12 protein-coding genes are annotated in these 14,957 nt (G+C 50.3%); 8 read left to right on the top strand and 4 right to left on the bottom strand.

Features of this window, described 5'->3' with window-relative positions; translation table 11 throughout:
- The first annotated feature begins 77 nt into the window (after positions 1-77).
- Positions 78-857: an exodeoxyribonuclease III gene (locus ACY2RQ_RS11830; protein ID WP_490113183.1), complete on the top strand. Its 780-nt coding sequence runs from the start codon at positions 78-80 to the stop codon at positions 855-857.
- A gap of 146 nt (positions 858-1,003) precedes the next feature.
- Here ACY2RQ_RS11830 and rph read toward each other — a convergent pair whose 3' ends face one another.
- Both rph and ACY2RQ_RS11820 read right to left on the bottom strand, forming a co-directional pair.
- Positions 1,004-1,723 carry a ribonuclease PH gene (rph, locus tag ACY2RQ_RS11825; RefSeq protein WP_490113182.1) on the bottom strand — a complete coding sequence of 240 codons (720 nt, stop codon included), beginning with the start codon at positions 1,721-1,723 and terminating at the stop codon, positions 1,004-1,006.
- Positions 1,724-1,802: 79 nt separating this feature from the next.
- Complete coding sequence (locus tag ACY2RQ_RS11820; protein ID WP_490113181.1) at positions 1,803-4,163, bottom strand: hypothetical protein; 2,361 nt, start codon at positions 4,161-4,163, stop codon at positions 1,803-1,805.
- Between the two features lie 249 nt (positions 4,164-4,412).
- On the opposite strand from ACY2RQ_RS11820, the gene ACY2RQ_RS11815 reads away from it, so the two are divergent.
- The 7 genes from ACY2RQ_RS11815 to ACY2RQ_RS11785 all read left to right on the top strand — a co-directional run bounded on the left by ACY2RQ_RS11815 (position 4,413) and on the right by ACY2RQ_RS11785 (position 13,119).
- Positions 4,413-5,276 (top strand): YicC/YloC family endoribonuclease, encoded by an 864-nt coding sequence (locus ACY2RQ_RS11815; RefSeq protein WP_490113180.1) that lies wholly within the window; start codon positions 4,413-4,415, stop codon positions 5,274-5,276.
- Positions 5,277-5,575: 299 nt separating this feature from the next.
- Entirely contained in the window at positions 5,576-7,318 is a 1,743-nt protein-coding gene (locus tag ACY2RQ_RS11810; RefSeq protein ID WP_490113179.1) for a choice-of-anchor I family protein, read from the top strand.
- A 143-nt stretch (positions 7,319-7,461) separates the two neighbouring features.
- Positions 7,462-8,043 (top strand): GNAT family N-acetyltransferase, encoded by a 582-nt coding sequence (locus tag ACY2RQ_RS11805; protein ID WP_490113178.1) that lies wholly within the window; start codon positions 7,462-7,464, stop codon positions 8,041-8,043.
- Positions 8,044-8,139: 96 nt separating this feature from the next.
- Positions 8,140-9,468 (top strand): imelysin family protein, encoded by a 1,329-nt coding sequence (locus ACY2RQ_RS11800; RefSeq protein WP_490113177.1) that lies wholly within the window; start codon positions 8,140-8,142, stop codon positions 9,466-9,468.
- A gap of 17 nt (positions 9,469-9,485) precedes the next feature.
- Positions 9,486-10,892, top strand: coding sequence for a di-heme oxidoreductase family protein (locus ACY2RQ_RS11795; protein ID WP_490113176.1), 1,407 nt, complete (start codon positions 9,486-9,488; stop codon positions 10,890-10,892).
- A gap of 16 nt (positions 10,893-10,908) precedes the next feature.
- Positions 10,909-11,991 (top strand): imelysin family protein, encoded by a 1,083-nt coding sequence (locus ACY2RQ_RS11790; RefSeq protein ID WP_490113175.1) that lies wholly within the window; start codon positions 10,909-10,911, stop codon positions 11,989-11,991.
- A gap of 24 nt (positions 11,992-12,015) precedes the next feature.
- Positions 12,016-13,119 (top strand): DUF1513 domain-containing protein, encoded by a 1,104-nt coding sequence (locus ACY2RQ_RS11785; RefSeq protein ID WP_490113174.1) that lies wholly within the window; start codon positions 12,016-12,018, stop codon positions 13,117-13,119.
- Positions 13,120-13,134: 15 nt separating this feature from the next.
- Here ACY2RQ_RS11785 and ACY2RQ_RS11780 read toward each other — a convergent pair whose 3' ends face one another.
- Positions 13,135-13,887, bottom strand: coding sequence for a hypothetical protein (locus ACY2RQ_RS11780; RefSeq protein WP_490113173.1), 753 nt, complete (start codon positions 13,885-13,887; stop codon positions 13,135-13,137).
- 100 nt (positions 13,888-13,987) lie between these two features.
- On the bottom strand, positions 13,988-14,758 hold the full coding sequence (locus ACY2RQ_RS11775) for an alpha/beta fold hydrolase (protein WP_490113172.1): 771 nt from the start codon (positions 14,756-14,758) through the stop codon (positions 13,988-13,990).
- Between the last annotated feature and the right edge of the window lie 199 nt (positions 14,759-14,957).

The raw sequence follows: 14,957 nt of genomic DNA, 5'->3' as shown, positions 1-14,957 counted from the left end.
CCCCTGCCTGGGGCTGAGCAGGATGGTGAAAAAGCGCGAATCTGAGCCGAAAGTGGTAGATAGTACAGGACCTCAGAATGAGAATTATCAGTTTCAACTGCGAAGGAATAACGGAAGCAGCTGAACGAGGCTTTTTTTCCTGGGCCATTGAGCAGGATGCCGATGTAATCTGTCTACAGGATATTCGCGCCCGCGAGCACGATATCATTGACGCGCAATTCAACCCCAAAGATTATTTCAGCTACTTCTTTGAAGATTACGCCGATGCCGGCAAGGGCGGCGTGGCTCTCTATACCCGTATTCCCCCAAAAGCTATTATCACCGGGCTGGGAATTCCGGAAGTTGACAATCACGGCCTCTACCTCCAGGCTGATTTCGATAAAATCAGCATTGGCAGCCTGCTTGTTCCCCAGGCTGACAACACCCCTGATTCCCTGAACTGGAAATACCGGTTTATGGACGAATACCTGCAATACCTTGGGAAGCAACGCCGCAAGCGCCGTGAGTTCATTACCTGTGGCACATGGCATGTTGCCCATAAGAAGATTGACCTGGCCAACTGGCGGGATAATGAAGAAGTTCCCGGCTTCCAACCCGCAGAACGTCGCTGGATGGACGAAATCATCAACGGCCTGGATTATGTTGATACCTACCGGGAAGTTGACCGTGAAGGCGGTAAATACACTTTCTGGGAGAGTAATGACTACCGTGAACGGAATGAAGGCTGGCGTTTTGATTACCAGGTCGCCACTCCCAGTATGAAACACCGCGTCCTGAATTCAGGCATTTTCTCCGGAGAAGTTTTCTCCCGCCATGCTCCGGTCATTGTTGATTACAACTGGGAGCTTTCGTTCTAGCCTGGCACCTGTCGCCATTTGAGTGAATTTAAATAAATGGGCCTATTCTGGATAAGTGATTTTTCCCAGAATAGCCCCAAAGTAACAGAACCGGTTCAATACCAAAGTGTAAGGAACCGGTTAGACAGAAAGGGAAGAATAAACCCTTAAGGTGCTTCCAAAGCCTTGCGCTGAATATCCAGCAGGTTGTTCACCCCTTTACGAGCTAAATCCAGCATAGCGTCCATCTCTTCTTTATCGAAAGGAGCCGCTTCAGCTGTGCCCTGTACTTCGATAAAGCCGCCCTGCTCCGTCATCACGACATTCATATCCGTTTCTGCGTTGGAATCCTCAGCATAATCCAGGTCAAGAACCGGGTTGCCATTGTAAATACCCACAGAAACAGAGGCGATAAGTTGTTTGAGGGGATCATCACGGATAATTTTATTACGCTGCATATGACGCAGGCAGTCCACCAGCGCGACTGTTGCACCAGTAATGGAAGCTGTACGGGTACCACCATCCGCCTGAATCACATCACAGTCGATAGTAATGGTGTTGTCACCCATACGCTTCAGGTCAACAGCGGCCCGCAGGGAACGGCCAATTAAACGCTGGATTTCCAGGGTACGACCACCCTGCTTGCCACGGGACGCTTCACGGTTATTCCGCTCGCCAGTGGCCCGGGGCAACATGCCATATTCTGCCGTCACCCACCCCTGCCCAGTGCCTTTCAACCAGCGGGGAACACTGCGATCCAAAGAGGCCGTACAGATGACTTTGGTGTCCCCAAACTCAACCAGTACGGATCCTTCTGCATGTTTGGTGTAGTGGCGGGTAATCCGAATATCCCGTAACTCATCTGCGGCACGACCACTTGGGCGCATTTTTTCCACCTTTTAATAAAAACGGATACGGATTATAACGGTTCAGCCGTGACGCAGCCATGATCTGCCTTTATGACTGTTATTGTGAATAATTTATTAGTCTGGCATCTATCTCGTCAGCCAGTCTGTGTAAAAAACCATCAGTACTGGAACGCAGTTGAGTTAATAAGTGAGCCCAGGTAACCCCTTGATCCTTCTGCCACTCACGGAGCATCCATTCGGCAAGATTTTCACGTCTCTCATTCTCAGGCTTACGCGGCGTTGGATGATATTGGTATTGTTCTTTTACTGTATGTTCATACTTCCATTCATTCTCCTTTCCAGGAAGTTTTATGGCAAATTCCTGCAATTTTTCTGCATCCCAGCGTCCCAGTCTCTGGACAATATCAAGCCCTTTCAAATTGCGAAGGGCAGCCATGTGAGGCTTAGTCCTGAACCGCTGAGTAATGCTTTTCCCTGTACTCTTCTGGTAGGCAGAGACGACAAGGTCAGCATTTATCTTGCTGCGTAATTCATAATCACTATTCGTGACTACCTTCAGGTAAGTTTCCCACGTTGCCGGTGCTCCCAACCCCTCAAGCCAATACCCGATCAACCCCTTGAAGATCTGATCAGCCCCGTCCTGCTTCAAGTGATGCAATGAGCCATACTGGTGCGAATAGCTTTTCAAATCCAGGATAGTAACCAGTTCCGATAGATTACCCCTTATATGCTTATTTGGATAAGCTTTCCCTCCCGGTTGAAAATGAAACAGGTCCTCTGAACCTAAATAGGCTTTAGAAGGAAAATCTACCTTGAGGGGCTGATCCAAAGGGTGGGCAGAAACAGTTACCGTCGCTGAAGAGGATGTATCCATCTGAGCAGCCTGCAAAGCGCCTTTATAAGCTGCTCCCAGCTGGGGAGGAATATAATCAAGCTTATAGACACAGGCCCATGCCATGGCTTCTATCATGTCCGAGTCCGTGAGTTCCCCTATTATTCTTCCAAATTCATCCCGGGTATCCTTCTCAGCCACTTCTATACCATCATCGTCGTCTTCTCCATCTTCATTCTCATCACCGCTGTCATCATCCTCAATAGTTCTCTGTGCCAGAATAACATCCAGGACCATCAACGCCGGGCGTTCAAAAATCCCTTTACTCTCCAGTACCTGATACAGGCTGTATGCGGTCAGCATATTCTCAGGCTTACCAGCCATCAGCTCCGCCGCCGACAGACTCTTTTCTTCCTGAGAAGCCCTTTTCGCAAGCTCGGCTACAATAGTCTGGCCGTTATCAAGATATCTGTTGGCAAATCTCAACATCCTGTCGCTAACAATATTCTCAGCAATATCGTACTGGGTATTCAGTTCATCCCGAGTGTCATCATTATCGCTGGAGTATTTAAGACCCATCAGGTGAACAGCTCTATATAAGTGAGCCCACCTCCTGGCATTACTCACCCCATAAACATCAAATCCCTTACTTCTTTTAAACAGTCTCTGGAACATAGCCAGACTTCCACTCGTAGACTCTTCAGCCTGCAGATCCAATCGAGCCTGCTGTATTCCCATCAGCATTAATACCCCATCCGGATGACCAACCTCCTTAAAAAGTTTTTTCTTCTTTACAATTTTGTTCAGCTCACGCAGCTGTTTTATACGATCCCCCTTCACTTCCATAACAGGAATAATATCCACCAGCCCCAGGCCAGTACTCACTCTTAACATGTCCATCAGGTATTTAGTATTTAACTCCTTGAAAGCATTTCTCTGATATTTCAGTAATTTTGTGTCAGGATTTAACAGTCGCCCAAGCTGTTCCAACTCATTGATTACTACTCCGGAAGCATCTAACTTCGTTTTAACTTTACTTCTATCCACCTGAATACTCAGGTCAGACGGCAACCGCCCTTCGGCCTTAGGGAGAACATCCTTCCATTGAAAAGCAACAGGCACAGCAGAACGCATAGAGGCGGAAGCCATACTGGCAGTTGTTTGATGCGAGGCAGTTGCCGCTGATGAGTCCTGGTCCATATCCTCTGTATCACTCAAATCATCGTCATCAACTTCCATGCCTGAAATAGCCGACAATTGAACTGCAGGTTGTTTCAATTGCTCTGCCAGGACATCCATTTGGGCTTGATTCCTGCTGTACCTTGAACTGCTTTTTATCAGGGGCACAACTCTTCGAGCAAAATCTCCAGGCTGGTTCAGCGCATAGGTGATTACAGATTGCTGAAGGGCTTGGTATTGATCTTTTTTCAGCAGATAAACAAGTTCTGTAACCACGCCTGCCGTTACACTCTGGTGATTAGCTGCCTCTGGCAAAGATAAAACCGTATCCAGAGAGTCAATACCTTTATCAGGGCAAAACAACGCAAACAGTGCTTTGGCCGTTGTTTTTTCCGACTCACTAATTCCTGCCTGGGCAAAAACCGGAATCAGGCAAAAAACAAGCATTAGAAAAATCCGCCTGGGAATATATTCTGAAAAGAAATTAATGCCGGGAGCACTGCTGTTCATAACAACCTCAAAGGAACAATGATTATGATCTCTCCCTGGGATATTCACTCGTTCTGCCCTGAGGCCGGTAAGCGTAGCAGCTGCCTGCAGATGTTGATTAAAAATCACACACCACAATGCCCTGCACATGACCCACCATAAGCCTATACAATGGTTGTATTTGCTCAATGTTCCAGAAGAGACAACATGACCGCAAGCATGACCTCATTTGCCAGAGTAGAAGCCAGTCACAACTGGGGTTCTCTGATCTGGGAAATCCGTACTGTCAACCACCGCTACCTTGAACCCCACTTTCGCCTTCCGGACAACATGCGGGAAACTGAGACTCGCCTGCGGGATTTACTGCGCAAGACCCTGAGCAGAGGGAAGGTAGAATGCACCCTGAAAGTTATCCAGACCGATGCCAATGACTGCATATCCCTGAACCAGAGCCTGCTTAATCAATTGGATGAGGCGCTGGACTCCGTGTGCAATGCTATTTCCAAAGCCAAAAAGGCAGATCCCTTGGAAATCCTCCGCTGGCCCGGTGTAATGGAGCAGGTAAGCACTGACCTGACCCAGATACAGTTCCATGTTGTGGAAGCCTTTACCGAGGCTCTGAAGCAGATTCAGGAGTCTCGTAAAAGGGAAGGCGAAGAACTCAAGCAGTTTATTCTTCAGCGCCTGGGCCGCATTGCCAAAGAAGCCGCCATTGTTCGCGAACATATGCCCGAACTCCTCCAGGCCCAGCGGGATAAAATCACCCAGAAGCTGGAAGAAATAAAAACCGATATCGACAGCACACGGCTGGAGCAGGAGCTGGTCTTCCTGGCACAGAAAGCGGATATTGATGAGGAGCTTGATCGCCTGGAAACCCATATAAATGAAGTCACCAGGGTACTGAACAACAAAGGCGCAATTGGCCGCCGTCTGGATTTCCTGATGCAGGAGCTGAACCGGGAAGCCAACACCCTTGGCTCAAAAGCGATTGGGATTGAAGTGACTCAGTGTGCCGTTAACCTGAAGGTTTTCATTGAGCAGATTAGAGAGCAGGTCCAGAACATAGAATGATGTCATAGCCCGTAATGGCATGTAACAGCAAGCCCCCCGCATTTCGGGGGGTTCCATATATTTCCACCCTTGTTTGTCCTTTAAGGTAATGTGCTGTAAGTGGTGGGACAAAATGTGGGACAGACACATTTCCCACACCAAGAGAAAAAGAATCTGTAATTAATTATTAGCCCGAATGAAGAGAGCCAAAAACCACTTCCACTGATTCAGTCTGGGTGGTTTTTGTTGCTGTCATACGGATGTCATGGAAACTTTATAAAAGGTACGCTGTCAGAATCAAAAATGAATATGGACGGCCCATGGCTCTTTTTATAAAAACGGCGAAAATCACTGGCGGCCTGGCAGCTCTTAGCACAGCTCTTATGCTGACTGCCTGCAACTCTAAACAACCTGTTTCCTCCTCTGCTGCTTCCTCTATAGCGGCGGAACCGGCCAATATTACTCCGGTGGGTCGTTATGCTTCCGGACAGTACCATAAAAGTGCCGCTGAGATCGTTGCCTGGCATGGAGCCAGTCAGTCCGTTTTTGTGGTCAATGCCGCTTCTGGTACCGTTGACAGCCTCGATGCCTCCGGCCTGACCAGCACTCCCCTGGCCAACCCTCTGTCCGATGCCAACCTGCCCCTGCGTGGTTCTATTGATATTCAGCGAGACCTGCCCGGTCTGCAGCTGGGCGCTGCCAACAGCATATCCGTTCACGGTAACCTGCTGGCGGTAGCAGTTGAGAATGCTGACAAGCAGGCTCCCGGTATTGTCGTTCTGTATACCCTGGATGAGCAGGGCAAGGCTACCTACAGTCATAACGCGCGAGTTGGTTCCCTGCCGGATATGGTGACCTTTACCCCCGATGGTAAGTACCTTCTGGTTGCTAACGAAGGTGAGCCTTCCAGAGATTACAAGAATGACCCTGAAGGTTCCGTCAGTATTCTTACCGTAAAAGGTAACAGGGTTTCTGACGTGCGCACTGCTGGCTTCACCGACTTTAACAAAGGTGGCAGCCGTGCCGCTGAGCTGTCTTCCGATGTCCGTATCTTTGGTCGTAATGCCACCGTAGCCCAGGATCTGGAACCGGAATACATCACAGTATCCTCTGACTCCTCCAAAGCCTGGGTTTCCCTGCAGGAAAACAACGCCCTGGCCATTGTTGATATTGCCAATGCCCGCATCGACTCTATCGTGCCTCTGGGTTACAAGGATTATGGTCAGCATCCCATTGATGCCAGCAACAAGGATAAGGGCGTAAATATTCAGGCATGGTCCGGTGTTTATGGCATGTACCAGCCGGATACCATCACTTCTTTCGAGAACAATGGTAAGACCTTTATTGTCACAGCCAATGAAGGCGATGCCCGTGATTACTGGTACAAGGCTGCTGATAAGTCTGAATGCCTGGCGTCTGGAGGACTGAAATTTGACGATGAAGATGGTTGCCTGGGCTTCACTGAAGAAAAGCGTGCCGGAAAGCTGAAGATTGCCGCCAGCCATCCCCATGCCGCCGACGTGAAAGACAAGGCTAAGCTGGGCCGTCTGAAAGTGACCACCACCCTTGGTAAGAATGAAGATGGCAAGTTTGGCCAGCTCTATTCCTACGGTGCCCGCTCTTTCTCAATCTGGAATGAAGAAGGTCAGCTGGTGTTTGATTCCGGTGATGACTTTGAGCGCATCACTGCCGAAGTTCTGGGCAAGGACTTCAATAATAACGACGATAAGACCAAGGGTGACAGCCGCAGCGACGATAAAGGCCCTGAGCCGGAAGCCGTTGCCGTAGGTGAAGTTGACGGGCGCACCTATGCCTTTATCGGCCTGGAGCGTACCGGTGGCATCATGATGTACGACATCAGCAACCCTTCCAGGCCAGAGTATATCCGTTACGTTCATAACCGTGACTTTAACGTAGATGCGAAGAAAAAAACTGCCCACGCAGGTGACCTGTCTCCGGAAGGCATGACTTTTGTTAAAGCGGAAAACAGCCCTACTGGAAATGCTCTGCTGATTGTCGGCCATGAAGTGTCCGGTACCACCACTGTTTATGAAGTGAAGTAATCATCCGGGCTTAAGCAAAACGCCGCTGGAGCTGCGCATTCCGGCGGCGTTTTTTTATAAATGGGACACGTGAACACTTCTGCCTTTGACTATCCTACGATGGCTTTCTTACTCGACCATTTGTTCTCTGTCTGGAGTGCGGCATGCCATCTATTCAAAATGTTTGTGAAAGTGAGAGGGAAAAGTTTAACCAGTGTTTTATGGGGGCGTTTATCGCAGATACGTTTCTCCGGTATATATGGCCCGATCTTTCTGAATACTTTAAACACTTTGATCGCTTTCTAAGGGTTTATTACAGCAGTGCCATTGAAGATGGAACTGCGGCAACTATTGATGAGTTTAAAGGCTGTATAACCTGGCTTGCGCCCGGAAAAATCCAGGATATGGTTGCTCTGACAAAATGTCTTACCGAAACAGCCTGCAAAGACCATGTTGAAGAACTGCTTGAAGCCAAGGCCCAGATTGGGCGGGACAGCCCTAATGAACTTCACTGGTATTTCACCATGCTTGGCGTTGATCCTTTGTCCTGGGGAAAAGGCTATGGTCGTAAATTGTTTGAAGCGCAGCTTCAGCAAATAGATAAAACATCATCGGCACCAGTCTTTCTGGAATCATCCAATCCCCGCAATGTTTCTCTTTATAAAAGATTGGGCTTTATGACTGTCTCCGAAATAAAACTGGGTGGAGAGCCGGCAATTACGACTATGTTGCGAACAAAAGACTGATAAATCCCCTCTTCAATATTGTAATGAAAATCGTTCTCATTATAATCTCCCGAAAATATTACTATTTAAATAACTAGATAATCGGGGAAGGGAGTCATGGGAAACTTTCGTAAGACGCTGGCAGCCGTTGCTGTCTCAGGATTTGTTGCAAGTTTCATCGCAGGCTGCAGTCAGGAAGATAACAATACCCAGGCGGTAACAGAACCAGCTCCTGCTGTGGAAGCGCAACTGGTTGATGTTGCCCTGAGTGCTGCCGTTGTCAATCATTATGCCGATGTTGCCCATGCCACATTTGAAGATTCCCTGATCACCGCAAAGGCCCTGCGTACTGCTTTGCAGGTACTGGTTGATAATCCTTCTGAAGAAACCCTCAAAACCGCCCGTGAAGCCTGGCTGGCCGCCCGTGTTCCTTACCAGCAGAGTGAAGTTTTCCGTTTTGGCAACCCGGTTGTAGATGACTGGGAAGGTCAGCTGAATGCCTGGCCCCTGGATGAAGGCATGATCGATTATGTTGATGCCGGCAGCTATGCCGCAGAAATGGGTAATGAAGGTGCCTCTGCCAATATTATTGCTAACACCTCTCTGCAGGTGGGTAATAACACTTTAGACCTGACAAGTCTGACCCCTGAACTGCTGGCCGGCCTGAATGAACTGGCAGGCAGCGAAGCTAACGTGGCAACTGGTTACCACGCTATTGAATTCCTGCTCTGGGGGCAGGACCTGAACGGTACCAACCCCGGAGCCGGTGAGCGTAAGGCTTCTGACTATGCAAAGGGTGATGCCTGCACCAATGGTAACTGTGATCGCCGTGGTGAATACCTGCTGGCGGCTGCCGATCTGCTGGTCGCAGACCTGGAATACATGGAAGGCCAGTGGAAAGCCGGTGTTGCCGATAACTACCGCGCTGAATTTGTGGCGCTGAACGAAGAAGAGTCCCTGCGTCGTATGTTGTTCGGCATGGGCAGCCTGGCACTGGGTGAATTGGCCGGTGAACGTATGAAAGTAGCCCTGGAAGCCAACTCCACTGAAGATGAACACGACTGCTTCAGTGACAACACCCATAACTCCCACTTCTACAATGCCCAGGGCGTGAAGAATGTTTTCACCGGTGAATATGCCCGGGTGAATGGTGAGGTGCTGAGTGGTCCGTCCCTGAAAGAAATGCTGGCCAGAAAAGACACTGCCGCAGCAGACAGTGTGCAGGTTCTGTTCGATAACACCACCAAATCCCTGCAGGCACTGGTGGATTCCGCCAACAATGGTGTTTCCTTCGACCAGATGATCGCCGCCGACAACGCTGAAGGGAATGAACTGGTAAAGGTTGCCATCAATGCGCTGGTAGCGGAAACTGGTGGTATTGAGCAGGTTGCCAAAGCTGTGGGTGTCAATAACCTCAATCCGGATACCGCAGATCACACATTCTAAAAATTCAGTGTCTAAGAATGATAAAACGTAGTTCATTAGCACTTGTCGGCGGGCTTTTGCTCGCCGGCTGCAGTGATACAACACCGCCAGGCCCGGAGCCTGGCGAAGCTCTTTCTGGGGGCGGCACAACGGTGTTCGATAAAAGCCGTAATGCCTACTCTCTCCCTGCTTCGAATCTGGACTTCAGCGGTCAGCTGGAATTCAAGGTAGGCAACAGTTTCTTCCGCAATCCCTGGGTCAGTTCCCCCGCGACAACCACGGCCCGTGATGGCCTTGGGCCTCTGATGAACACCAATGCCTGCCAGAACTGCCATATCAAGGATGGTCGCGGACATGGCATGAACCCTGGTGATGCCCACGCGGTTTCCATGCTGATGCGTTTGAGTCTTCCGGCGATGACCGAAAGTGAACGGGAACAGGTGAAGATTACGGGCGGAATTCCGGATGCTGTTTATGGTGGTCAGCTACAGGATTTCGCCAATCCCGGCATTAAACCGGAAGGCCGTATCGCGGTTGAGTACGAAACCATAAAAGTCTCCTTGGCCGGTGGGGAAACCGTTGAACTCCGCAAGCCATTATTTACCCTGGAAGACCCGGGTTACGGGTCCTTCCCTGATAACCTTGAAACGTCTGTTCGGGTAGCGCCGCCAATGATTGGCCTTGGGCTGCTGGAGACGATTTCTGAAAGGGATATCCTGGCTCTGGCCGACCCTGAAGACCAGGACGGTGATGGTATTTCCGGTCGCCCCAACTGGGTGCGGGATGTGGTCGCGGGCAAACAGGTTTTGGGCCGCTTTGGCTGGAAAGCCGGGCAGCCAAACGTACGACAGCAAAATGCCGGCGCTTTTGCCGGAGATATGGGGCTGACAACCAACCTGTATCCGGATGACTGTACCCTGCTGCAGAAAGCCTGCCGGGAAGCCCCCAACGGCGGCAGGGTAGAAGTGCCGGACGATATTCTGGACAAGGTCACTTTCTATACCAGAACCCTGGCGGTACCCGCCCGTCGGAGTGTGGATGACCCTGAAGTTCTGAAGGGTAAGCAGCTGTTCTTCAACAGTCAGTGTTCCTCCTGCCACGCGCCTAAATATGTGACTGCCCAAAAAGGTTCTCCGGCCCAGCTGGGTGGACAGGTTATTCGTCCATGGACCGATTTGCTGTTGCATGACATGGGTGAAGGACTGGCGGATAACCGTCCTGAGTTTCTCGCCGATGGCCGGGAATGGCGCACACCGCCCCTGTGGGGAATCGGTCTGGCTCAGACTGTCAGCGAAGAAGCCACATTCCTCCATGACGGTCGTGCCCGGACGCTGCTGGAAGCTGTGCTCTGGCATGGCGGGGAAGCTGAAGAAGCGAAGAACAAAGTGGTTGCCATGGCTCCCGATGACCGTAACGCACTGATGAGCTTCCTGGCATCGCTCTAAACACAGAAAGGTAGAAATGAAATACATGTTTGTACCTCTGGCCGCCCTGCTACTTGCAGGCTGCCAGCCTGAGGGAAATCCCGAACGGCAATTGGCGGAAAGTACGCTCAATGTCGTTAAACCCCTTTATGACAATCTGGCGGACAGCCTCGCCAGATTAAATGTCAGTGTGGATAAGCTCTGTCATTCTCCCAGCGATCAGCTTCGAAAGAAGGCTGAACAACAGTGGTTTTCTGTTATGACGGACTGGCAAAAAGCCAGTGTCGTTAATTTCGGGCCGATCACGTTGGACAGTATGGCCTGGAAGTTCCAGTTCTGGCCTGACCGCAAAAACCTGACCCGCAAGAAAGTTGAAGAAGCTCTGGCCAGCGATAAAGAGTGGACACTTCCCGTTATGTCCCGCTCCAGCGTGGTAGCGAGGGGGCTTGGTGGTTCTGAGTATCTTCTTTTTGATAGTGGTGCTTCAGACAAACTGAATGAGCCTGTCCGATGCCAGTATCTGAAAACTGTTGTCGCGGATATGAAGCGCAACGCCGGAAAATTGAGTAAAGGTTGGCAGACGGGTGAAAAGCGTTACTCCGAAGAACTGAACAGCCTTGCCCTGGAAAGTGAAAGCCAGGAAAACCATTTTCCGGTCAGTTCTCTACTGGTGGCCAGCATCTACAACTCACTGGAAGTGACCCTGCGTAAACTCCGTGCTCCTCTGGGTAAAAACGTGAAGGCAGCTGGCAACCCTTACCAGGCCGAATCCTGGCGCAGTCGCAGTTCACTAAGCAATGTGCGGGCGTCTTTATCCTCCGTGCAGACCTTATATGCAGGCGGCAAAGGTTATGGGATTGATGACCGGTTGGCAGGGAAGAATGAGGAAGGTCGGTTAATCGCCGAAGAAGTGAATACAGCCTTTCAGGAAGTTTCTAAATCCCTGAACAGCCCCGCCCTTGCTGAAACATCCCTGTTTGATGCTGTGACTGATAAAACCCGCCGGGAAGCGGTCAATGATCTGGCGGTCAAAGTCAGCCGCTTGAAAACTCTGTTTGGTGGCAAGATTCCGGAGAAGCTGGGAATACCAGTTGGTTTTAATTCCAATGATGGAGATTGATGCTCTATAGCATTAAGCAGTTTGATGTTACGTCGTACTTTTCTTGCTTCTGTTCTGGCTGGCGGCGCGGTTGCCGCTGTCGGCCCCCTTGCCGGTTGCCAGTCTTCCCTTTTTCAGCCCTTGCTGAGTGTGGCCCGTAGCCGCAGTGATAAAAACAATCCTTACTCTATCCGTGTGTTTTCGGGAGAGGGTGTTCAGCAGGTTGTTCTGCCTATTCCTGATCGTGCCCATGGACTCTCTCTGCACCCTTCCGGACGATTTGCAGTTTGTTATGATCGCAGGCCCGGTCGCAGGATGTATGTTGTTGGTCTGGAGAGGCGAACCCTTTTCAGAGAGTTGCAGGCTGAGCAGGGAAGGCATTTCTTCGGCCATGGTTCCTTCAGCCTTGATGGAGAATTGCTGTACGCAACAGAAAATGATTATGGGTCCGGGCAGGGTGTAATCGGCATTTACCGCACAGCAGACTGGCGTCGTGTGGGAGAGTTGCCGGCTCACGGAATAGGCAGCCATGAAATGCGCATTCACCCGGATGGAAATACTCTGGTTGTGGCCAATGGTGGAATTCTTACCCATCCAGCCCAGCCAAGGAAAAAGCTGAATCTGGACACCATGGCTCCCCGGCTGACTTATATCGACAGAACAACTGGCGAGTTGCTGGAACAGCGTAGCTTTCGTCATCACCAGCTCAGTATCCGGCACTTTGATATTGGTTCCGATGGAACCGTTGTGCTGGGAATGCAGTACCAGGGCGACAAGGGTGATGTCCAGCCTCTTGTAGCGGTACATCGTCGAGGTGAGGACATTCAACCGATGCATGCCAAAGAAAGCCAGTGGCTGGATTTTTCGCAATATATCGCCAGTGTCGCCTTTCTTTCCAGAGAGAATATTGCGGCAACCACATCTCCCCGGGGCAATATTGTTACCTTCTGGAATGTCTTAACCCGCAAACCTTTAGCCAGCTTTCCCCTTCAGGATGTTGCCGGGGCTGCTGTGACAGGACCAGAACAGATTACTGTAAGTACAGGTTCGGGTTATCTGGTCACCTATCAATGCAGCAGTGAAAAAATAACGGAACGCCTCCGTGTCCATTACCCGGATACCAGCTGGGATAACCATCTGACCGCCTGAACACCTTTCAAGTCATTACAGTGGCAATACCTCCAGGGCTTTTTTCGTACAGGGGCACAGGTGCAGAGGTTTTCCGCATGGCCCCCGCACACCGGCCAGCCCCAGGGTTAGCTGGGTACCAAAAAGCACCAGACTGGTGGCGGTAACAGCGGAGCCAAGCAGGAGTTTGGTCAAACCGTATTTGTCCACAAGGTCACTGAGAAATGTGCGGTCAGGGGATGAAATATCAATAGTCACGGTTTCTGCCGGAGTATGAAGCAGCATACTGTGCTCCCTGAAATCGGCATAACCCAGGATATTCAGCCACAGCTTTTCGGCTATCTCCTGTTCCTGCTCGTTTGAATCTTTGAGCAGAAGAATCCGGGCGGAGTGGTAATAGTGGGCATTATCCTGGTTATAGGTAGCGGCAATAGCGATTAAGTGTTTTGGTCCGTTGGGGGCCAGGCTGTTGGTGGCCCTGATAATTGTGCAGTTCTGTACGCCGCAGGGAATATGGGAGGTTTTCGTCACCTGCTCAAAACTGCGGTCCAGCTCATGGAATACAGAGTCATCGGTAATCTGTTCCGGTGAGGTAATAACGGTCAGTGATGGTGTGAGATAGCACTTCCGGCAGGAAAAAATATGCTGCCAGCCTTTGCCTTCTTTCTGGACAACGGTCGGTGACCAGTAGCGGTCAAACAGCCGGAACCCCTCGGCCTGGGATAAGCCTGTAAACAGGGAAAGCAATGTCAGTAGGAACAGTCCGTTCAAGCAATGTTTGTTTTTCATATGGAACTATGTTCTCACTCTGAATATGTGAGTGAGAACATAGTTCAAACAGATTGATGTCGCCTGTTTGGTTGTATTTCTGTTTTGCTCTATTTAAAGCTCAGTTCAGTATAAAAGGTGGAGGGTTGGAGGCGCAGACCGGGATCGGGATGCTGAGCAGTTCCAGCCAGCTCTCCCGCCAGCCGTTATGGTGTGTTGCTCCTGCAAGGGTATGGCCGGCCAGACAGTCCTGTTTACCAAACCAGGTTTTGTAAGCCCGATAGACTGAGGGTGGAACTATGGCATCATCCGAGCCGGAGAAGTGAATCTGGGGAATATCGTCCAGCTCCCGGGTAAATTTCACCGGGCTTAAGGCTTCCGGCATAAACGAGACATTATGGATTTTGTTGACATAGGCCGGATCAAGGTTACCGGCAATAGTACGTATTGAACGAACATCTCTCCGCTTAGTTGATACCAGTAGAGCGAGCGCAGCCCCACCGGAGAAGCCAACCAGTTCCAGTTGCTGGTAATTTCCTCTTGCTTTAAGTACATCAAGAACGTCGTTTAAAGAGAGAACAGCGGCTTTACTGAAGCGCTGGTCGGTCCATACTTGTCTTGAACAACTTTCCGTCATGACAAACTGACAGGGTCGGGCAATATAGACTTTATCTGTCGTCGGATCAGCAGCCATAAGATCAATCACCAGAAGGTTCTCCGGTGTCGGATCATTGGATGGCAGGGAACGTCTGGCCCAGGCCCGCCCGTCCCCTTCAATATAAATCCGCAGGGTTTTGCTGATTCCGGGGGTTACCTGAAGGGTCTGCAATGTGTATTCACTGGTGGCAATTGTTTCAGCGGTGGCACGCAGCTGTTGTGATTTTTTTAACAACAGGGGCTGGTAATCCTGAACACTGCATCCGTTGAGAAAAAGCAAGCTTGAAAGAGCTAAAGATGAGAGAGCTATAAAACAGGCGCGCATCATTATTGTTTTTATACCGCTTGTGGTATTACCCGGTTGATATTATCACGGCTCCTGGTGTTTTCCCTTGTTTCCTGGGGTTATAGCTTCACAGGGCCAGGGCTGGCCT

This window comes from Parendozoicomonas sp. 209JJ7-1 (genome assembly GCF_058147085.1).
The sequence above is the reverse complement of the archived record's forward strand: the minus strand, read 5'-3'. Positions and strand labels throughout refer to the sequence as shown.